Raw genomic sequence first — 18,492 nt, 5'->3', positions numbered from 1 at the left:
TGCAGCAGACCACCGGAGGATATCGCCGCGCACTCGCCCCGGGCCGCTTCCACCTCGCGCGGCGGTCGCCACCACCACCGGCTGAGGGAGGTGCGCCCCATGGCGCAGAAGAGTCACGAGAAGGGTTCCACCGGCGGCACGCCGGTGGTGACCGAGCCCGAGCGGGTTCGCAACGTGGTGCTCGTCGGGCACTCCGGGGCGGGCAAGACCACACTGGTCGAGGCCCTGCTCGCCGCGACCGGCACGATCGGCAGGGTCGGCACCGTCGCCGACGGCACCACTGTCGGCGACCACGACCCCGCCGCCGTACGCCAGCAGCGCTCGGTCAGCCTGTCCTGCGCGCCACTGCTGCACAACGGCATCAAGGTCAATCTGCTGGACACCCCCGGGTACGCCGACTTCGTCGGCGAGTTGCGCGCCGGGCTGCGGGCCGCCGACGCCGCGCTCTTCGTGGTCTCCGCCGCGGGCGGCATGGACGCGGCGACCGTCGCGCTCTGGGAGGAGTGCGCCGCCGTCGACATGCCCCGCGCGGTCGCGGTGGCCCGACTGGACCAACCCCGCGCCGACGTCGACGAGACGGTGGCGCTCTGCCAGCGCCTCTTCGGCGACAACGTGATGCCCCTCTACCTGCCGATGCTCGGCGACGACGGGGTGTCCACCGAGGGGCTGCTCGGCCTGATCACCCGTCGGGTCTTCGACTACAGTGCCGGGCTGCCCGCCGACGTCCGCGACCCGGACCCGGAGCACCAGCGGGCCATCGACGAGTCCCGCGACGAGCTGATCGAGGGGATCATCGCCGAGAGCGAGGACGAGACCCTCATGGACCGCTACCTCGACGGCGAGGAGATCGGCGACGAGGTGCTCATCGACGACCTGGAGAAGGCCGTCGCCCGGGGCCACTTCTACCCGGTGGTGCCGGTCTGCGCCGAGACCGGTGTCGGGCTGGACGTGCTGCTGGAGGTGCTGACCGCCGCGTTCCCCTCGCCGCTGGAGCACGAGCTGCCGGCGGTGACCGGCGTGGACGGCTCACCGCGTCCGCCGCTGAGCTGCGACCCGGCCGGGCCGCTGGTCGCCGAGGTCGTCAAGACCACCATCGACCGCCACGTCGGTCGGGTCTCGCTGGTACGGGTCTTCTCCGGCACGCTGCGCCCCGACCAGAGGGTGCACGTCTCCGGGCACGGCATGGCCGAACGTGGGCACCCCGACCACGACGCCGACGAGCGGGTCGGGCACATCTACACCCCGCTGGGCGCCACGGTGCGGGAGGTGTCGCTCTGCGTGGCCGGTGACATCTGCGCGATCACCAAGTCGGGCAGCGCCGAGACCGGCGACACCATCTCGACCACTGACGACCCGCTGCTGATCGCCCCCTGGGAGATGCCGGAGCCGCTGCTGCCGGTGGCGATCGCCGCCCGGAGCCGCGCCGACGAGGACGCCCTGGCCCGCAACCTCTCCCGCCTGGTCGCCGGCGACCCCACGCTGCGTCTGGAGCGCAACCCGGAGACCCACCAACTGGTGCTCTGGTGCATGGGCGAGGCACACGCGGACGTGGTGCTCGACCGGCTGCGCGCCGGCGGCGTCGAACTGGACACCGAACCGGTCAAGGTGTCACTGCGCGAGACGCTGACAGTGCCCGCGAAGGGACACGGCCGCCACGTCAAGCAGTCCGGCGGCCACGGCCAGTACGCGGTCTGCGACATCGAGGTCGAGCCGCTGCCCCGCGGCAGTGGCTTCGAGTTCGTCGACCGGGTGGTCGGCGGCGCGGTGCCGCACAACTACATCCCGTCCGTGGAGAAGGGCGTCCGCGCCCAACTGGAGCGCGGCCTGGTCGCCGGGCACCCCGTGGTGGACCTGCGGGTGACCCTGGTCGACGGCAAGTCGCACAGCGTCGACTCCTCCGACGCGGCCTTCCAGACCGCCGGCGCGCTGGCGCTGCGCGACGCCGCCGAGCGTGGCCAGCCGGCCCTGCTGGAGCCGATCGACGAGGTCACCATCCGGGTTCCGGACGGCTCGGTGGGCACGGTGATGGGCGACCTGTCCGGCCGACGCGGCCGGGTGCTCGGCACCGAACCGGACCCGGACACCGAGGGCCGCACCCTCGTCCGCGCCGAAGTGCCGGCCACCGAGCTGCTCCGGTACGCCGTCGAGCTGCGTTCCATGACGGCCGGCACCGGCACCTTCCGCCGCCACTTCGTCCGCCACGACCCCATGCCCGCCCACGTGGCCGACCAGACCCGCAAGGAACACACCCCCTGACCCCCACGCCGTGCCCGAACAGCATTCGGCGGAGTGCGGGCCGGGTGGGCGACGGCTCGATCGGCCATCGCCCACCCGGCCCGCCCGGTGCCTCAGTTCGGCCCGCTCAGCCGAAGAACGACCTCAGGTGCTGGACGAGCACCTGGGGCTGCTCCTCCACGAAGTAGTGCCCGGTGTTGGCGATCTGTACCAGCTGCACGTTGGTGGCCTGCTGGGTGAGCGTCGCGGCAAAGCTCGGGTAGAAGATGTCGTGGGCGATACCTAGGACCGGGACGGTCACCGGCGCGTACGTCCCGTTGTCAACGATGTCCTGGCCCAGCGCCTTGTACCAGCCGTTGCCGCCCCGGATGGCGTCCGGAGTTGAATATGCCTGGGCGTAGACGGCCCTGTCGAAATCGCTTATGGCTTGCTTGTTGACCAGGAGGTTGTCGAACATCCAGTCGACGAGGAAGCGGGACCGGCCCGTGATGAGCTGCTCCGGCAGCTGTGACACCTGATTGAAGGCGAACCACCAGGGGTGGAACGGGGCACCCGGCGCCGGCAGCATCCGGAACTCGTAGTAGTTGCTGTTCGGGTGTTCCACGTCCAGCATGGCGATCTTGTTGACGACCGCGGGGTGGTTCGCCGCCATGCTGTAGGCGACCATCGACCCCATGTCGTGACCCACGACGTTCACCTTGGTGTAGCCCAGCGCCCCGGCCAGCGCCGCGATGTCCGCCGCCAAGGTCTTCTTGTCGTACCCGGACGCCGGCTTGCTGGAGCCGCCGGCACCGCGCAGGTCCACGGCGATCACGCGGTATCGGGTGGCCAGCGCCGGCATCACCTTGTGGTACTCCCACCAGGTCTGCGGCCAGCCGTGCAGCAGGATCAAGGGCGCCCCGCGCCCACCGGCGACGTAGTGCAGCCGGACTCCGTTGACCTCCGCGTACCTGCTCGTGAACCCCCCCGGAAGGGTGGCTGCGAGGTCGGCGGCGGCCGGGGCGGCGGCCAGCGCTCCGTCGGTGGACGGTGCGGCCTGTGCCGCGGTGCCGGTCGCCACTGCGGCGACCGCGCCGGCGCCGAGCGCGATCAGCTTCCTTCTGTTCATCGAAGACACGCATGCTCCAGTTCTCTAGACGTGACATGCATCCTTGCCGATTCCTGGTAGATGCAGGGTTGCGCCAAGGTCATGGATGCCCGATGGTCGATCGGGAATGACCGATGGGGTCTAATTTCCTGCGCTTGTGTCCGATGGCCGGGACGGCCAGAGTTCGCGGCCAGTTCCCGGCTGCCGTCCGGCCTTTGCGGCGCCCGCAGAGCTCGCCGGCCCGCACAGCTCTCAGGGGTGGACGGTGGGGTGGGTCGGACGGGGCCAGTGTGGGCGGTCGGCGTCGCGCAGGGCCGCGGTGCGGACGGCGGCGAGCTGACGCTCCACCTCGACGAACTGGTCCGCCGGCAGCGGGCCCCGGTGCAGCGCGGCGGCGTTCTCCTCGACCTGGGCGACCGTACGGCAGCCCGGGATCGGGATGGTGCGACCGCTGCGCGCCCAGATCCAGCCCAATGCGCCCTGGGCGAGGGTGCGCCCGTCGGCGGTGAGCGCGGCACGGACCGCGCCGACCCGGCGCAGCCACTCCGGTGCCGGCCGGCCACCCCGGAACCACTCCAACCAGCCCGGGGCCAGCCCGCGCACGTCGTCGCGGGGAAGCGTCGACCCGGCCGTGTACTTGCCGGTGAGCAGCCCCATCCCGAGCGGGCCCCGGTTGACGCTGGCCAGGTCGTACTTGTCGCAGACGGCGAGCAGCTCGGGGGCGTCGCGCAGCACTGACAGGGCGTGTTGCACGGCGGTGGCACCGGCGGCGGCGTGCCCGAACGCGGCGGCCCGGTCGGTGCGGTCGGTGCTCCACCCGTACGCGCGGATCAGGCCCTCGGCCACCAGGTCCTCGCAGGTCCCGATGAGCGCCTGCGCCCTCGGCACCGACAGGTCGGCCAGGTGCAGCTGATAGAGGTCGATCCGGTCGGTGTCCAGCCGGCGCAGCGAGGCGGTCACGGCAGTGCGCAGGTACCCGGGCGACGCGTCCTCGCCGGTGGCCTGCCGGGCGGCCTCGTCGAAGGTGTAACCCCACTTGGTGGCGATCACGGCGTCGTCGCGGCGACCGGCGAGCGCGCGACCGAGCACCCGCTCACCGTGCCCGGCACCGTACGTGTCGGCAGTGTCGAAGAGGGTGATGCCCAGATCGAGTGCCCGGCGTACGGCGCGCACCGACTCGTCGTCGTCCACCGCGCCCCAGCCCAGTGGCTGGGTGCCCTCCGCCCAGGGCCCGCCGATCGCCCAGCACCCCATGCCGAGGGCGCTGACCTCGATGCCGCTGCGCCCCAACACCCGTGTCGTGACTGCCATCGGCCGATCGTGCCACCTTCGGCGGGCCGGGGCGTAGCAGATCCGCTGGCGGACACGCGGGTGCACGGAGACGGTCACGGTGCGGCATGATCAGCGCCATGCGACGGCTCGGGGTGGACATCGGCGGTGTGATCATCGAGCCGGCCGACGACGACGCGGACACCTCGTTCTTCGGCGCGCACTACCTGCGTACCCCGGCCGTCGTCGGGGCGTTCGACGCGCTCGCGGCGCTCGGCCCGGCGTTCGACGAGGTGCACCTGGTGTCCAAGTGCGGGGAGGCCACCGAACGGCGTACCCGGGAGTGGCTGGCCCACCACGACTTTCCGGCCCGCACCGGCGTCCCGGTCGAGCGGGTGCACTTCTGCCGCACCCGACCGGACAAGGCGCCGATCGCCAGACGCCTCGACCTGACCCACTTCGTGGACGACAAGCTGGAGGTGCTCGGCTATCTCGCCTCGGTGCCGCACCGCTTCCTGTTCCGGCCCCGAAAGGCCGAGGTCGCCGCACACGCCGCACTGCTGCCCCACGTACGCCGGGTGGAGAGCTGGTCGGAGCTGACCTCGTTGCTGCGCGCCGACTAGCCGGACCGGTGCGGAGGTCGCGCGACCGGCGTTGCGCGACCGGCGGCGGTCAGGACGGCCAGGCGCGGGCGAGCAGGTCGCGGGTGTCGCCGAGCAGCTGCGGCAGGACCTTGGTACGGCCGATCACGGGCATGAAGTTCGCGTCGCCGCCCCAGCGCGGCACCACGTGCTGGTGCAGGTGCGCGGCGATGCCGGCGCCGGCCACCCCGCCCTGGTTCATGCCCAGGTTGAAGCCGTGGGCGTTGCTGACCTTGCGGATCACCCGCATGGCGGTCTGGGTGTACGACGCCAGCTCGGTGGTCTCCGACACGTCCAGGTCGGTGTAGTCGGCGACGTGCCGGTAGGGGCAGACCAGCAGGTGCCCTGGGTTGTACGGGTAGAGGTTGAGCACCACGAAGACGTGCTCGCCGCGGGCCACCACCAGGCTCTCCTGCGGGGGCAGCTTCGGCCCCCGACAGAAGGGGCAGCCGGTGGGCTTCTCGTAGCCCTCGGCCGGGCGGTCCTCGCCGGAGATGTAGGTCATCCGGTGCGGCGTCCAGAGCCGCTCCAGGCCGTCCGCCATGCCGTCACTGTCCGTGTGCCGTTCCGCCCCTGTCACGAGCCGATCCTACGGAGCCCCGCGGGCACGCCGCGACACCTGCCGTCGGGAAACCCGGGACTGCAAGTTCTTGACGGATCAAGGCGGAAGCCTGAAACTTCCATGCATCCACGCACTTCCATGAATCGATGGAGGGTTACATGTTCCGACGGCTCGGCAGGTTCCTCGCGGCACTGGCGTTGACCGCCGCCACCACAGTGGCCGGCGTCACCCTCACCGCCGGCGCGGCCCAGGCGGACGGCTGCTACACCTGGGGGCGCACCCTGGCCCAGGGGGCGTCCGGCGAGGATGTCCGGCAACTCCAGATCCGGGTCGCCGGCTACCCCGGCTACGGCGCGGTGCTCACCCTCGACGGCGCGTACGGCCCGGCCACCCGATCGGCGGTGATCCGCTTCCAGCAGGCGTACGGGCTGCCGGCCGACGGCATCGCCGGCCCACAGACGTTCAACCGGCTCTACGCCCTCCAGGACAACGACTGCACCCCGGCCAACTTCAGCTACCCCGAGCTGAACAAGTGCAACAGTGACTGGTCCGGCGGCGCGGTCTCGGCGAGCACCGCCCGGTTCAACGCACTCGTCTCGATGTGGAAGCTCCAGGCCATGCGCCACGCCCTCGGCGATGTGTCCATCGCGATCAGCAGCAGCTTCCGCAGCTACGCCTGCAACAGCGCGGTCGGCGGAGCGTCGAACAGCCGACACCTGTACGGCGACGGGGTCGACCTGGTCGGCTCCCCGTCGTTCTGCCGGCTGGCGCAGCAGGCCCGCAACCACGGCTTCGGGCAGATCCTCGGCCCCGGCTACCCCGACCACAACGACCACACCCACGTGGCAGCGGTCGGAGGCTGGTCAGCGCCCAACTGCGGCATCTGACCCCCGCCGCCTCCCGGCGAAGATCGCGCTCGAACATGGAAGTAGTGGCCTTCCCCACCGGGGAGGCCACTACTTCCTGGATCGAGCACGGTCATGGGCGCGGGGGCCGTGCGAGCGGGCCGTGCGGTGGTCTCGTTACTCCGCGGCGGCGGACGGGCCGATGTTGGTCCGCGAGCTGACCACGTCCAGCACGTGGGTCACCGCCTCGGCGACCGGCACCCCGTTGCGCTGGGAGCCGTCGCGGTAGCGGAAGGAGACCGTACCGGCGGCCACGTCATCGTCACCGGCGATCACCATGAACGGGATCTTCTGCTGCTGCGCCGTCCGGATCTTCTTCTGCATCCGGTCGTCACCCGCGTCCACCTGCGCCCGGATGCCCTCGGCGCGCAGCGCCGCGACGAAGCCGTGCAGGTAGTCGGTGTGGTCCTCGCGGATCGGGATGCCCACCACCTGCACCGGCGCGAGCCAGGCCGGGAAGGCACCCGCGTAGTGCTCGGTGAGCACCCCGAAGAACCGCTCGATCGACCCGAACAGCGCACGGTGGATCATCACGGGCCGCTGCCGGCTACCGTCGGCGGCCTGGTACTCCAACGCGAACCGCTCCGGCTGGTTGAAGTCGACCTGGATGGTGGACATCTGCCAGGTCCGGCCGATGGCGTCCCGGGCCTGCACGGAGATCTTCGGCCCGTAGAACGCCGCGCCGCCCGGGTCGGGGACCAGGTCCAGGCCGGAGGTCGCGGCGGCGGTGCGCAGCGCCTCGGTGGCCTCGGCCCAGTCCTCGTCGGCCCCGATGAACTTGGGCGAGTCGTCCCGGGTCGACAGCTCCAGGTAGAAGTCGTCCAGGCCGTAGTCGCGCAGCAGGTCGAGCACGAAGCTGAGCAGCGTGGACAGCTCGCCGGCCATCTGCTCACGGGTGCAGTAGATGTGCGAGTCGTCCTGGGTCAGGCCGCGGACCCGGGTGAGGCCGTGCACGACGCCGGACTTCTCGTACCGGTAGACGGTGCCGAACTCGAACATCCGCAGCGGCAGCTCCCGGTACGACCGCCCGCGCGACCTGAAGATCAGGTTGTGCATCGGGCAGTTCATCGCCTTGAGGTAGTAGTCCGCGCCCTCCAGTTGCATGGGCGGGAACATGGTGTCCGCGTAGTACGGCAGGTGACCGGAGGTCTGGAACAGCTGCGCCTTGGTGATGTGCGGGGTGTTGACGAACTCGTACCCCGCCTCCTCGTGCCGCCGCCGCGAGTAGTGCTCCATCTCCCGGCGGATGATGCCGCCCTTGGGGTGGAAGACCGCCAGGCCGGAGCCGATCTCGTCGGGGAAACTGAACAGGTCGAGGTCCGCGCCGAGCTTGCGGTGGTCGCGCCGGGCGGCCTCCTCCAACAGCTTCAGGTACGCCTTGAGCTCGTCGCGGGTCGGCCACGCGGTGCCGTACACCCGCTGTAGTTGGGGGTTCTTCTCCGACCCCCGCCAGTACGCGGCGGCGGAGCGCATCAGCTTGAACGCGCCGATCAGTCGGGTGGTCGGCAGGTGCGGACCCCGGCACAGGTCCGACCAGCAGACCTTGTCCTCCTTGGCGTCGAGGTTGTCGTAGATGGTCAGCTCGCCGCCGCCCACCTCCATCACCTCGTCGGTGTCCAGGCCCTCGCCCTTGACCTCGATCAACTCCAGCTTGAACGGCTCGTCGGCGAGCTCCGAGCGCGCCTCGTCCAGGCTGCCGAAGCGGCGACGACGGAACCGCTGCCCGGACTTGATGATCTCCTGCATGCGCTTCTCGAGCTTGCTGAGGTCATCTGGCTGGAACGGCTTCTCGACGTCGAAGTCGTAGTAGAAGCCGTTCTCGATGGGCGGGCCGATGCCCAGCTTGGCCTCGGGGAAGATGTCCTGCACGGCCTGGGCGAGGACGTGCGCGGTGGAGTGGCGCAGCACGTTGAGCCCGTCGGGCGAATCCAGGGTCACCGGCTCGACGACGGTCTCCTCGGCCGGCGCCCAGTCCAGGTCGCGCAGCTGACCCTCGGGGTCGCGGACCACGACGATCGCCTTGGGGCCGTTCGCGGGCAGTCCGGCCGCGGCCACCGCGTCGGCCGCCGTGGTCCCGGCGGCGACGACGACGGGGTCGGCCACGGCGGGGGTACGGGGTGCGGACACGGTGACTCCTCCAAGTGGTACGAAACGGTGCCGATCCTCGGCTCCTGCCGATGCTATCGGTCGACCCGCCCGCGACCGGGAAGGGCACCTCCTTACCGCCGACGTTGAACCTTTCGCGCCTCGCAGCCGAACTAGAAGGTGTGGCCGGAAACCGGTGCCGGCCGCGTCGACACGGATGGGGGCACGAGATGGCGAGCACGTACGGCGGTGGCCGTCGGCGGCGGATCGTGGCGGCGACCGCGGTGACCGCCGCTGGGCTGCTGCTCTGGCCGGGCACGGCGTACGCGGCGGACGTGACGACCACCCCGACCGAGGCCCGGCAGGGCGAGGCGGTACGGCTGGAGTTCAGCGTTCCGGAGGAACGGGCCGGTACGAAGACCAACCAGATCGAGGTCCGGCTGCCGGCCGACGCGCCGATCGCCGAGGTCTACCCCATGTCGGTGAACGGCTGGGCGCCCCGGATCAGCTCCCGCACCCTGGACAAGCCGGTGGCCGGTATCCACTCCTCCGGGGTGAGCACTGTGACGACCGCTGTGACCTGGGTCCGGGTCGGTGAGAGTGACCCCGGGCCGGCTCGGCTGGCGCTCTCCATGGGGCCGATGCCGCAGGCCGAGCGGCTCACCTTCGAGGTGGTCCAGACGTACGCCGACGGCACTGTGGTCCGGTGGGCGGACGCCACCGGTCCGCGCCGGGCCCCGACGCTCGCCCTGCTGCCGGCGGCGCCCGGCGCGGCGGGTCCGGCCGCGCACGGCGGGCACGCCGGCCCCCCGGCGGCCGGCGCACCGGCCGCAGCGGACAACGGTGTGGACGCCGCACCGCCGGCCCGATCGGGCGACGCCGACGAGGGCAGCGCCGACGGGATGCTGGCCGCCGGCCTGCTGGCCGGGCTGGGCGGCGGCGCGGCGATCGGCTGGCTGGTCAGCCGTTGGCGCCGCCGCGACCCGGGCGAGGCCACCGCGCTCGCCGAGGTGACCGGCGACCCGGACGAGGCCGCGACGCTGGCCGAGATAACCGGCCGCGGGAACGACACCGCAACGCCAGACCCGACGCCCGCGAGCCCGCAGCCGGCGGACCCCCGGTCCGCCGACCCGCAGCCCGCTGTTCCCGCAGCATCGCGGTGATCCACTCGGGTTCCTGGAAACCGCTGCATCCCCGCACGGACAGCCCGATTCGCAGGAAGCCGAGTTGATCGTAGGCAGCGCCAGCGCAGGGCAGGGCAGGCGCAGGGCAAGGCAGCCCGGGTCGCCCGGGCAGCCCCGGGGGTCAGGGGAGCCAGGTAGGTAGCGGCTCGCGGGCGGCCAGCCACTTTTCGGGCACCCCGCCCGGGGTGCCGACGCCGGTGTGCGCCGCCACCACCGCTCCGGCGATGGCGGCCGTGGTGTCCACGTCCCCACCGGCCCGTACGCACGTCTCGATGGCCGCCGGATAGTCGTCGAGGTGGGTGGCGGCCACCCAGAGGGTGAACCCGACGGTGTCCTGGGCGGTCACCCGGGAGCCGTTGCCGAGCGCCGCCACCACCTGGGGCAACGGCCGGCCGAGCAGCCCGGCGGCCCGGTGTACGCCCCGATACACCTCGGTGACCGGGTCGAGCGCGGCGGCGATCCCGGCCAGCAGGCGCTCCGGGGCCGGCCGGTGCCCGTCGAGGCGGGCTCGGGCGGCCAGCGCGGCGGCGACGGCGACGGCGACCGCGCCGGCGATCCCCTCCGGGTGCGCGTGCGTCACCTCGGCGGACGCGCGGGCCTGGGCGGCGGCGCGCGCTGTCGAGTCGGCGAAGTACGCGCCCAGCGGGCCGACCCGCATCGCCGCGCCGTTGCCGCAGGAGCCCTGCCCGTCGAAGGCGGAGGCGGCGGCCAGCGGCCACGGGGTGCCGGTGCGGATCAGCCCCAGGATGAGCATCGCGCCCGCGCCGTAGCCTCGGCGCTCGGTGCACCGCTCGGCGAAGGAGAGGGCCAGCCGGTCCCGGTCGATGCCGCCGGAGTCGGCCAACTGGGCGAGAACCGAGCAGGCCATCTCGGTGTCGTCGGTCCATTCCCAGGGCGCCGACGGCAGCGCGTCGGCGGCGAGATCCACGGGCACCGGCCCCGGCAGGAAGTACTGCGCGCCGAGCGCGTCGCCGGTGGAGAGACCGGCGAGGCTGTCCCGGGCGAGCGCCAGGCGGGCATCGGCGAACAGGGTGAACGACATCGTCGTACCAGCTTGCCCGGTCGCCAGGCACGCCGCAACGCGATCAACTTGCCAGGCCAAGTACGGTCTTGTCGTGGCCTCCGTGCTCCTGGTCGAAGACGATCACGTCGTACGCGGCGCGATGCTGCGGTCCCTCACCGACCGGGGGCATGCCGTGCACGCCGTGGGTACGGCGTTGGACGCCCTGCGTCGGGTCGCCGCGGAGACACCCGACCTGGTGGTGCTCGACCTCGGCCTACCCGACCTGGACGGCTCGGACGCGCTGCGGATGTTGCGCGGCATCACCGACGTTCCGATCATCATCGCCACCGCCCGCGACGACGAGCAGTCGGTGGTCAAGCTGCTGCGCGCCGGCGCCGACGACTACATGGTCAAGCCGTTCACCGGCGCGCACCTGGACGCCCGGATCACCACGGTGCTGCGCCGGGCCGGCCGGGCCAGTCGGTCCGTGCAGCCCGCTGTGCACAGCGTCGGCGGGCTGCGGGTGGACGTGGGCGAGCGCAGCGCCCAGCTCGACGGGGAGCCGCTGGCGCTGACCCGCAAGGAATTCGACCTGTTGGCGTATCTCGCCGCACGACCTGGGCGGGTAGTGTCCCGCCGGGAACTCTTGGAGGAGGTATGGCGGCAGCCATCGGTCGGCGAGGATCAGACCATCGACGTTCACCTGTACTGGCTCCGCAGAAAGATGGGCGAGTCCGCGGCGAAGCCGCGCTACCTGCGCACCGTGCGGGGGGTCGGATTCCGGCTGGTGGCACCGGACTGAGGACGGCGCTGGCCCTGCTCACGGCCGGCATGTGCAGTCTCGTGGCGCTCGCGTTCCTGATCCCGCTCGGGCTCAGCCTGCGCGAGCAGAGCCGGGACGAGGCGATCGCCGACGCGGCGCGGCGCAGCGCCCTGGTGACCGGCGCGCTGGCGGTCAGCACCGACCCGGCGGTCGTCGAGCGTGCCGTGGTGGCCAGCGCCGAGGGCGCACCCACCCGGCCCGTGGTGCACGGGTTGGGGTTGGACGAGTCGGCTGGTCGGGCCAGCGGCAGCGACCTGGACCGGGCCCGCTCCGAGCGCCAGTCGTTGGTCGTCGACGTCGACGGGGGTGTGGCCCGGCTCGACCCGGTCGTCCTCGGTGACCGGACGGCAGTGGTCGAGGTGTTCCTTCCGGAGTCGGCGCTGGGCGAGGGCGCCGGCGGCACCTGGTTGCTGCTGTTCGCGGTCGGCGCGGCGATGGCCGGCGCGGCGGTGCTGGTGGTCGACCGGGTCGCCGCCCGCGCGGTGGACTCCACCCGTGGTCTGGTCAAGGCCGCGCTCTCCATCGGCGACGGGGACCTCGGCGTACGAGTCGAGCCGACCGGTCCGCGCGAGCTGGCCGAGGCCGGGTACGCCTTCAACCGGATGGCGGACCGGCTGGACGCGGCCCGCACCGACGAGCGGGAGTTGGTGGCCGACCTGTCGCACCGTCTGCGTACCCCGTTGACGGTGCTGCGGTTGGACGCGGAGGCGTTGGAGTCCGACGACACCAGCGTGGGTTCGTTCAGCCCGGCGGAGTTGGACCGGCTGCGCGGGATCCGGCGGATCCGGCAGGCGATCGTCACCCTGGAGGGTGAGATCGACGTGCTGATCAAGACCACCCGTAAGACGGTGGCGCTCGAGGCCGGGCCGGCGATGTGCGACGTCAGCGAGGTGGTCCGGGACCGGATGGTGTTCTGGGCGGCGTTGGCCGGCGACCAGAACCGGCCGCACCGGGTCAACGGCGCCCAGCTGCGCATCCCGGCGCCGGTGCCGCGGGCCGAACTGGCCGCCGCGCTGGACGCGGTGATCGGCAACGTCTTCCGCTACACGCCGCAGGGCACCGCCTTCGAGGTGGCGGTGTCCCGGCGCGACGGTTACGTGGCGATCCGGATCGACGACGCCGGCCCCGGCATCGCCAACCCGGACCGGGCGCTGCGCCGGGGCGCCAGTGACCAGGGCTCGACCGGGCTCGGGCTGGACATCGCCAAGCGGGTCGCGTTGCAGGCCAACGGCTCGGTGAGCATCGACCGGGCCCGGCTGGGCGGGGCCAGCGTGGTGATGCTGCTCGCCGACCCGGAGGCGACGCCCCGGCAGGTCAGCCGCTTCGGTCTGGTCGGTCGGATGGCCCGCGACGCCCGGGACACGAAGGCCACCGGACGTCGCTGGCCCCGCCAGCGCCCCACCGACGACTGACCCGGCCGAACCCGGGGCTGTGCGCCGGCGCAAGTCTTCCTTAGATCGCGGTTAACGACCGCGTTGGATCGGCCGCGGGCTGACAGGATCAGAGCACGAACCCACCAGTTCCACCGGCCGAGCGCACCACGCACCGGCGGCCGGTGGAGCCGCGCGCGCGGCGGGAGTCACAGGTCCCCCCACACCCACGCTCCCGCCGCGCGCCCTGCTCAACCGACCGGCCCAGCCGACCGACCAGCTCAGCCGGCGGTCGCGAGGTACGCGTCGATCTCGGCGAGGATGCGCTGCTGGCCGGCGGTGTCCAGGAAGGACGCGGTCACCGCGTTGCGGGCCAGCCCGGCCAGGCCCTCGGCACCGACGCCGAGCAGGCGGGCCGCCACCGCGTACTCGTCGTTGAGGGTGGTGCCGAACATCGGCGGGTCGTCGGAGTTGATGGTGACCAGCAGCCCGGCCTCGACCAGCCGGGGCAGCGGATGCTCGTCGAGGGTGGCCACCGCCCTGGTGCGGACGTTGGACGTCGGGCAGATCTCCATCCCGATCTGCCGCTCGGCCAGGTACGCGAGCAGTTGCGGGTCCTGCGCGGCGGAGATGCCGTGCCCGATCCGCTCGGCGCCCAACTCGTTCAGCGCGTCCCAGACGGTCTGCGGCCCGGTGGTCTCCCCGGCGTGCGGCACCGAGCGCAACCCGGCGGCGCGGGCCTGGTCGAAGTAGGGCCGGAACTGCGGTCGGGGTACGCCGATCTCCGGGCCGCCCAGACCGAAACTGACCAGCCCGTCCGGGCGCTCGTCCAGCGCGATGCGCAGCGTCTCCTCGGCTGCCGGCAGGCCGGCCTCGCCGGGGATGTCGAAGCACCAGCGCAGCTCGATGCCGAAGTCGGCCAGGGCGCGCTTGCGGGCGTCCTCGATCGCCTCGCAGAACGCCGGCGCGGGAATGCCCCGTCGGACGTGCGAGTACGGGGTGATGGTCAGCTCCGCGTACCGGACCTGTTGGCGGGCCAGCTCGCGGGCCACCTCGTGGGTGAGGATCCAGACGTCCTCCGGGTCGCGGATGAGATCCACGACGCTCAGGTAGACCTCGATGAAGTGCGCGAAGTCGCGGAACTCGAAGTAGTTGGCGAGCGCGTCCGGGTCGGCCGGCACGGGGGTACGCCCCTCGTGGCGCGCCGCCAACTCGGCGACGATCCGGGGCAGGGCGGAGCCGACGTGGTGCACGTGCAGCTCCACCTTGGGCAGGCCGGCGATGAAGGTGGACAGGTCGATCACTGGTTCTCCTGGGCATGGTCGCCGGTGCGGGCGACGACGAAGACGCGGCGGAACGGGAAGTACACCTGACCCTGCCGCACCGGGTACGCCGCGGTGAGCCGTACTCCCAGCTCGGCCCGGAAGGCGGACCAGCCGGCGGCGTCCAGTGCGGCCCGGACCGGGCGCAGCGCGGTGCCCTCCATCCAGGCCAGCACCGGGTGCTCGGCGGCGGGTCGAGCCGGCAGCAGGTGCACGTAGGTAGTCTCCCAGGCGTCCACCTCGCAACCGGCGGCGGTCAGCAGCGCCGCGTAGTCGGCCGGGTCGTCGACCGGGTCCGCGCGCAGCAGCGGGGCGACCTCGGCCCGCCAGGTCGGCCGGTTGGCGACCTCCCGCAGGGCCCTGTGCGAGTCGGCGGCGAAGTTGCCGGGGACCTGCATGGCGAGCCAGGCGCCGACGGGCAGCTCGGTGGCCCAGCGGCGCAGCAGCTCCTGGTGGCCGGGGACCCATTGCAGCGCCGCGTTGGTGACCACCACGTCCTCGTCGCCGGCCGGACGCCAGTCGCGAAGGTCGGCGACCGCGAAGTCGACCGGCGCGCCGAGGGCTTCGGCCCGCTCGATCATTTCGGGCGAGGAGTCGAGGCCGCGCACCCGGCTGGTCGGCCAGCGTTCGGCGAGGACGGCGGTGAGCTGGCCGGGGCCGCAGCCGAGGTCGACCACCGCCCGGGGTCGCTCGGCCGGGATCCGGGCGAGGAGGTCGTGAAACGGCCGGGATCGCTCGTCGCCGAAGCGCAGGTAGGTCGTCGGGTCCCACATGGTCGCCTCCCAAACCGTACGTCCGTACTGCTGACGGTACGGCTCCCGTGGCAGGGTGGCAACCCGATCACTAGGCTCGGGGCATGGAACAGCGCAGCTTCAACCGGCTCGGCCGGACCGTTGGCGCGGTCGGCCTGGGCGCGTGGCAACTCGGCGCCGACTGGGGCACCGTCAGCGAGGACGACGCGATGGCGGTGCTCGCCGCCGCCGTGGACGCCGGGGTCACCTTCCTCGACACCGCCGACGTGTACGGCGACGGCCGCAGCGAGCAGCTGATCGGCCGCTTCCTGCGCACCCGACCCGACGCCGGGCTGACCGTCGCCACCAAGATGGGCCGCCGCGTCGAGCAGCGCCCGGAGGCGTACACCCTGGCCAACTTCCGGCAGTGGACCGACCGCTCCCGGGCCAACCTGGGCATGGACACCCTGGACCTGGTCCAGTTGCACTGCCCGCCCACCGAGGTCTTCTCCTCCGACGAGGTCTTCGACGGCCTGGACACCCTCGTCGCCGAAAAGGCCATCGCCGGGTACGGGGTCAGCGTCGAGACCTGCGACCAGGCCCTCACCGCGATCGCCCGACCGGGGGTGGCCAGCGTCCAGATCATCCTCAACGCGGTCCGCCACAAGCCCCTGGAGCGGGTGCTGCCGGCCGCGGCCGCAGCCGGTGTCGGCATCATCGCCCGCGTGCCGCTCGCCAGTGGCCTGCTCTCCGGCCGCTACGACGAGCACACCGAGTTCCCCGCCGACGACCACCGCAACTACAACCGGCACGGCGCGGCCTTCGACGTCGGAGAGACGTTCTCCGGAGTCGACTTCGACCGAGGTCTGGCCGCCGTACGCCGGCTGGCCCCGCTCGTCGACGCGGACCGCACGATGGCGCAGTTCGCCCTGCGCTGGGTGTTGGACCAGGCGGGCGTCACAGTGGTCATCCCCGGCGCGCGCGACGCCGACCAGGCCCGACGCAACGCCGCCGCGGCGGCCCTGTCCCCGCTCACCGACGAGCAGCTGGCAGCCGTCCGCGAGACCTACGACGAGCTGATCCGCCCGCAGGTGCACGACCGGTGGTGACCCGCGCGCCCGGGGTGCTCGCGTCACGCCACCCGGCCGGCGATGCTGGACGGCGGCGCGCCGCCCCGGGCGGCGGAGAGGGGACGCGATGAGAGGTTGGCTTCCGCTCACCCTCGGCCTGGTGGCCGTGGTGATCGGTGCGGTGTGGACGGTCCAGGGCCTCGGCTACGTCAGCGGCAGCGTGATGACCGACGAGAAGATCTGGGCGGTGATCGGCCCGCTCGTGACGGCGGCCGGGCTGGTGGTGCTCTGGCTCGGCCTGCGCTCGCGTCGACGCTGACCGGTCGTTGCACCGGCGAGCCTGAGCAGGCGAAAGCCCCGCATCCCAACCGGGATGCGGGGCTTTACCGCGACCCTTGAACCGGATCGTCCCACCGGCCGGCGGGGGCCGGCCGTCCTACTCAGATGGGACGGACCTGCTCAGCCTGCGGGCCCTTCTGACCCTGAGCAATCTCGAACTCCACCCGCTGGTTCTCCTCCAGCGAGCGGTAGCCGCTGGTCTGGATGGCCGAGAAGTGGACGAACACGTCAGCACCCCCACCATCGACGGTGATGAAGCCGAAGCCCTTGTCAGCGTTGAACCACTTCACGGTTCCCTGAGCCATGTGTTTCTCCCTCTAAAAACTGGCGGCCGTGCACGCCGTCCGGCCGATTGGCCGTTTTTGAGCAGCGGTGCCTGAGGCGGCCCCACGAAGGAGACTTCTCTCAACCCACGCCATCTCGCAACAGCGGGGACCAGCAAATCACGGAGGCAAAAAGTCTGTCACGACCTCTCCGACGAATTTCTCCGACATGTGACCTGACGGATGCCTCAGGTGCGCTGGGCGGCGTGCGATGCCATGCGAAAGCCCCCTTCCCATCGATGCGGGAAGGGGGCTGAAGTCGCTGCTGGTCAGTCCGGCCAGCTGCCGGTCATCCGGCGTACGCCGACCGCGCCGCCCCGGTCCACTGCCGCCCGGACGACAGCGAAGATGGCGCCCTGCAACGCGGCGGCGGCCAGGATCTCGCCCCAGCCGCGATCCTCGTCGGTCGCGTTGGGCGCCTCACCGTCGCCCGCGGTGGCCTTCCAGACCTGCCGGAAGATCGCCCCGGCCACCGTGCCCGCGGCGATACCCAGCAACACGCCGACCGGCCGGTATGCGACCCTGCCGATACTCTTGCTCACCTACGCCTCCCCCGCACGATCATCAGCACCACCACGGTGGCCACCGCGCCGGCCGCGATGGCCGCCCACGGCACCGGGTTTCGGCGCACCAACTCGCCCTTGTCGTACGCCTGTGCGCGTACCATCTCGCCCTTTTCGTACGCCTGCGCCCGCGCCATTCCGGCGCCACGGGCGGCCTGCCCGCGGACCCGAGCGACGGTCTGCGCCGCCTGCTCCCGCATCCGCTCCTTGGCCTGCTCGGCGGACTCCTTCAGACGCGCCTTGACGTCGGCCTTGGCGGCCAACGCCTCCATCGTCTCGCCCAACTCGACCCGGGTGCGACGGATCTCCTCGCGGAGGGCCTCCGTGTCGCCGGTCCCGTTACCGGTCATTGCCGCCCCCTGTCCTTCACCGCGGCGGTGACGGTGTCCATGTCTGCCCGGAGGCTACGGACCGTGGCCGCCGGCACCGGCGGGACGGCACGGCTGACCTGCTTCTTGCCCACCAGGGCGAGGATGCCGGCCACCAGGAAGCAGGCCACCGCCACGATCAGCGCAGCAGCCCAGGCGGGCAACACCAGGTCGAGCAACAGGATCGCCGTGGCGACCAGCGCACCAAGACCGAAGAACGCGAGCGCGCCACCGCCGCCGAACAGGCCGATCCCGATGCCCGCGTGCTTACCCTTCTGGGTCAACTCCGCTCGGGCCAGCGTCAGTTCGTCCCGTACGAGGCGGGAGATCTGCTCAGTGGCCCGCTGCACCAACTCGGCGGTGGAGGGCTCGCTCCCGTTCTGGGATGTGCGGGCTTTCGCCACGTCAGCCATGCTGTCCTCCTTTCCTCATCACCGCGCTGTATGCCCGAAGTCGCCGCTCGTCAATCCTAAAGCGCGCCAAGCAGCTCACCGTCCCGTTGTCCGGACGCCGCGCCGCCGATACGCGGCCAGCCGCCGCGATCACGCCAGAGACGTCCGGCAGCACATCCCCCACCCAAGCCCGACCAAACCTCCCGCACCGGCCCCCTCC

At 72.1% G+C, this 18,492-nt stretch carries 19 protein-coding genes; 8 read left to right on the top strand and 11 right to left on the bottom strand.

What is annotated here, in order from left to right:
• Positions 1–99 precede the first annotated feature (99 nt).
• Positions 100–2,256, top strand: coding sequence for an elongation factor G-like protein EF-G2 (locus tag ABZ794_RS12255; RefSeq protein WP_357515528.1), 2,157 nt, complete (start codon positions 100–102; stop codon positions 2,254–2,256).
• A gap of 106 nt (positions 2,257–2,362) precedes the next feature.
• Here ABZ794_RS12255 and ABZ794_RS12250 read toward each other — a convergent pair whose 3' ends face one another.
• Entirely contained in the window at positions 2,363–3,343 is a 981-nt protein-coding gene (locus tag ABZ794_RS12250) for an alpha/beta hydrolase (RefSeq protein WP_238688631.1), read from the bottom strand.
• Positions 3,344–3,574: 231 nt separating this feature from the next.
• Positions 3,575–4,633 carry an aldo/keto reductase gene (locus ABZ794_RS12245; RefSeq protein ID WP_238688630.1) on the bottom strand — a complete coding sequence of 353 codons (1,059 nt, stop codon included), beginning with the start codon at positions 4,631–4,633 and terminating at the stop codon, positions 3,575–3,577.
• An 86-nt stretch (positions 4,634–4,719) separates the two neighbouring features.
• Between ABZ794_RS12245 and ABZ794_RS12240 the strand changes: the two genes are divergently transcribed.
• Positions 4,720–5,214, top strand: coding sequence for a hypothetical protein (locus ABZ794_RS12240; RefSeq protein WP_357515525.1), 495 nt, complete (start codon positions 4,720–4,722; stop codon positions 5,212–5,214).
• A 49-nt stretch (positions 5,215–5,263) separates the two neighbouring features.
• Here the strand turns inward: ABZ794_RS12240 and ABZ794_RS12235 are convergent, their stop codons facing one another.
• Positions 5,264–5,776 carry an HIT domain-containing protein gene (locus tag ABZ794_RS12235; protein WP_238688677.1) on the bottom strand — a complete coding sequence of 171 codons (513 nt, stop codon included), beginning with the start codon at positions 5,774–5,776 and terminating at the stop codon, positions 5,264–5,266.
• Between the two features lie 176 nt (positions 5,777–5,952).
• On the opposite strand from ABZ794_RS12235, the gene ABZ794_RS12230 reads away from it, so the two are divergent.
• Positions 5,953–6,681: a D-Ala-D-Ala carboxypeptidase family metallohydrolase gene (locus tag ABZ794_RS12230; protein ID WP_210785203.1), complete on the top strand. Its 729-nt coding sequence runs from the start codon at positions 5,953–5,955 to the stop codon at positions 6,679–6,681.
• Positions 6,682–6,816: 135 nt separating this feature from the next.
• On the opposite strand, the gene thrS is transcribed toward ABZ794_RS12230, so the two are convergent.
• Complete coding sequence (gene thrS / locus ABZ794_RS12225; protein WP_357515523.1) at positions 6,817–8,826, bottom strand: threonine--tRNA ligase; 2,010 nt, start codon at positions 8,824–8,826, stop codon at positions 6,817–6,819.
• 188 nt (positions 8,827–9,014) lie between these two features.
• Here thrS and ABZ794_RS12220 point away from each other — a divergent pair, with 188 nt between their 5' ends.
• The gene (locus tag ABZ794_RS12220; protein WP_357515521.1) at positions 9,015–9,947 is read left to right on the top strand and encodes a DUF1775 domain-containing protein; all 933 of its coding nucleotides are present in this window, start codon (positions 9,015–9,017) and stop codon (positions 9,945–9,947) included.
• A 142-nt stretch (positions 9,948–10,089) separates the two neighbouring features.
• On the opposite strand, the gene ABZ794_RS12215 is transcribed toward ABZ794_RS12220, so the two are convergent.
• Positions 10,090–11,010 carry an ADP-ribosylglycohydrolase family protein gene (locus tag ABZ794_RS12215; protein ID WP_210785206.1) on the bottom strand — a complete coding sequence of 307 codons (921 nt, stop codon included), beginning with the start codon at positions 11,008–11,010 and terminating at the stop codon, positions 10,090–10,092.
• 73 nt (positions 11,011–11,083) lie between these two features.
• On the opposite strand from ABZ794_RS12215, the gene ABZ794_RS12210 reads away from it, so the two are divergent.
• Both ABZ794_RS12210 and ABZ794_RS12205 read left to right on the top strand, forming a co-directional pair.
• Positions 11,084–11,773 (top strand): response regulator transcription factor, encoded by a 690-nt coding sequence (locus ABZ794_RS12210; protein WP_091401712.1) that lies wholly within the window; start codon positions 11,084–11,086, stop codon positions 11,771–11,773.
• A gap of 29 nt (positions 11,774–11,802) precedes the next feature.
• Positions 11,803–13,206 carry a HAMP domain-containing sensor histidine kinase gene (locus ABZ794_RS12205; RefSeq protein WP_357515518.1) on the top strand — a complete coding sequence of 468 codons (1,404 nt, stop codon included), beginning with the start codon at positions 11,803–11,805 and terminating at the stop codon, positions 13,204–13,206.
• Between the two features lie 239 nt (positions 13,207–13,445).
• Here ABZ794_RS12205 and ABZ794_RS12200 read toward each other — a convergent pair whose 3' ends face one another.
• Positions 13,446–14,468 (bottom strand): adenosine deaminase, encoded by a 1,023-nt coding sequence (locus ABZ794_RS12200; RefSeq protein ID WP_357515516.1) that lies wholly within the window; start codon positions 14,466–14,468, stop codon positions 13,446–13,448.
• Positions 14,465–15,259: a trans-aconitate 2-methyltransferase gene (locus ABZ794_RS12195; protein WP_357515514.1), complete on the bottom strand. Its 795-nt coding sequence runs from the start codon at positions 15,257–15,259 to the stop codon at positions 14,465–14,467. The genes ABZ794_RS12200 and ABZ794_RS12195 overlap by 4 nt, the downstream gene beginning before the upstream one ends.
• Before the next feature lie 83 nt (positions 15,260–15,342).
• Here ABZ794_RS12195 and ABZ794_RS12190 point away from each other — a divergent pair, with 83 nt between their 5' ends.
• Both ABZ794_RS12190 and ABZ794_RS12185 read left to right on the top strand, forming a co-directional pair.
• Positions 15,343–16,326, top strand: a complete 984-nt coding sequence (locus ABZ794_RS12190) for an aldo/keto reductase (RefSeq protein ID WP_091401706.1) — start codon at positions 15,343–15,345, stop codon at positions 16,324–16,326.
• Between the two features lie 88 nt (positions 16,327–16,414).
• Positions 16,415–16,606, top strand: coding sequence for a hypothetical protein (locus tag ABZ794_RS12185; RefSeq protein WP_210785211.1), 192 nt, complete (start codon positions 16,415–16,417; stop codon positions 16,604–16,606).
• Positions 16,607–16,727: 121 nt separating this feature from the next.
• Here ABZ794_RS12185 and ABZ794_RS12180 read toward each other — a convergent pair whose 3' ends face one another.
• The 4 genes from ABZ794_RS12180 to ABZ794_RS12165 form a co-directional block, all read right to left on the bottom strand.
• Complete coding sequence (locus ABZ794_RS12180; RefSeq protein ID WP_030338233.1) at positions 16,728–16,931, bottom strand: cold-shock protein; 204 nt, start codon at positions 16,929–16,931, stop codon at positions 16,728–16,730.
• A 287-nt stretch (positions 16,932–17,218) separates the two neighbouring features.
• Positions 17,219–17,491: a DUF4235 domain-containing protein gene (locus ABZ794_RS12175; protein WP_124817926.1), complete on the bottom strand. Its 273-nt coding sequence runs from the start codon at positions 17,489–17,491 to the stop codon at positions 17,219–17,221.
• Positions 17,488–17,862 (bottom strand): DUF3618 domain-containing protein, encoded by a 375-nt coding sequence (locus ABZ794_RS12170; protein WP_210785212.1) that lies wholly within the window; start codon positions 17,860–17,862, stop codon positions 17,488–17,490. The genes ABZ794_RS12175 and ABZ794_RS12170 overlap by 4 nt, the downstream gene beginning before the upstream one ends.
• Complete coding sequence (locus ABZ794_RS12165) at positions 17,859–18,293, bottom strand: phage holin family protein (protein ID WP_030338239.1); 435 nt, start codon at positions 18,291–18,293, stop codon at positions 17,859–17,861. The genes ABZ794_RS12170 and ABZ794_RS12165 overlap by 4 nt, the downstream gene beginning before the upstream one ends.
• Positions 18,294–18,492 lie beyond the last annotated feature (199 nt).

The organism is Micromonospora sp. NPDC047187 (genome assembly GCF_040643355.1).
Lineage (GTDB): Bacteria > Actinomycetota > Actinomycetes > Mycobacteriales > Micromonosporaceae > Micromonospora > Micromonospora salmantinae.
This window is presented reverse-complemented; position numbering and strand designations above follow the sequence as displayed.

Excerpts from the sequence above, each read along its gene's own strand:
- ABZ794_RS12205 (WP_357515518.1), top strand. The coding sequence starts at position 11,803 with ATGTGCAGTCTCGTGGCGCTCGCGTTCCTGATCCCGCTCGGGCTCAGC.
- ABZ794_RS12230 (WP_210785203.1), top strand. The coding sequence starts at position 5,953 with ATGTTCCGACGGCTCGGCAGGTTCCTCGCGGCACTGGCGTTGACCGCC.
- ABZ794_RS12170 (WP_210785212.1), bottom strand. The coding sequence starts at position 17,862 with ATGACCGGTAACGGGACCGGCGACACGGAGGCCCTCCGCGAGGAGATC.
- ABZ794_RS12240 (WP_357515525.1), top strand. The coding sequence starts at position 4,720 with ATGATCAGCGCCATGCGACGGCTCGGGGTGGACATCGGCGGTGTGATC.
- ABZ794_RS12220 (WP_357515521.1), top strand. The coding sequence starts at position 9,015 with ATGGCGAGCACGTACGGCGGTGGCCGTCGGCGGCGGATCGTGGCGGCG.
- ABZ794_RS12215 (WP_210785206.1), bottom strand. The coding sequence starts at position 11,010 with ATGTCGTTCACCCTGTTCGCCGATGCCCGCCTGGCGCTCGCCCGGGAC.
- ABZ794_RS12250 (WP_238688631.1), bottom strand. The coding sequence starts at position 3,343 with ATGAACAGAAGGAAGCTGATCGCGCTCGGCGCCGGCGCGGTCGCCGCA.
- ABZ794_RS12245 (WP_238688630.1), bottom strand. The coding sequence starts at position 4,633 with ATGGCAGTCACGACACGGGTGTTGGGGCGCAGCGGCATCGAGGTCAGC.
- ABZ794_RS12235 (WP_238688677.1), bottom strand. The coding sequence starts at position 5,776 with ATGGCGGACGGCCTGGAGCGGCTCTGGACGCCGCACCGGATGACCTAC.
- ABZ794_RS12195 (WP_357515514.1), bottom strand. The coding sequence starts at position 15,259 with ATGTGGGACCCGACGACCTACCTGCGCTTCGGCGACGAGCGATCCCGG.
- ABZ794_RS12185 (WP_210785211.1), top strand. The coding sequence starts at position 16,415 with ATGAGAGGTTGGCTTCCGCTCACCCTCGGCCTGGTGGCCGTGGTGATC.
- ABZ794_RS12165 (WP_030338239.1), bottom strand. The coding sequence starts at position 18,293 with ATGGCTGACGTGGCGAAAGCCCGCACATCCCAGAACGGGAGCGAGCCC.
- ABZ794_RS12190 (WP_091401706.1), top strand. The coding sequence starts at position 15,343 with ATGGAACAGCGCAGCTTCAACCGGCTCGGCCGGACCGTTGGCGCGGTC.
- ABZ794_RS12180 (WP_030338233.1), bottom strand. The coding sequence starts at position 16,931 with ATGGCTCAGGGAACCGTGAAGTGGTTCAACGCTGACAAGGGCTTCGGC.
- ABZ794_RS12255 (WP_357515528.1), top strand. The coding sequence starts at position 100 with ATGGCGCAGAAGAGTCACGAGAAGGGTTCCACCGGCGGCACGCCGGTG.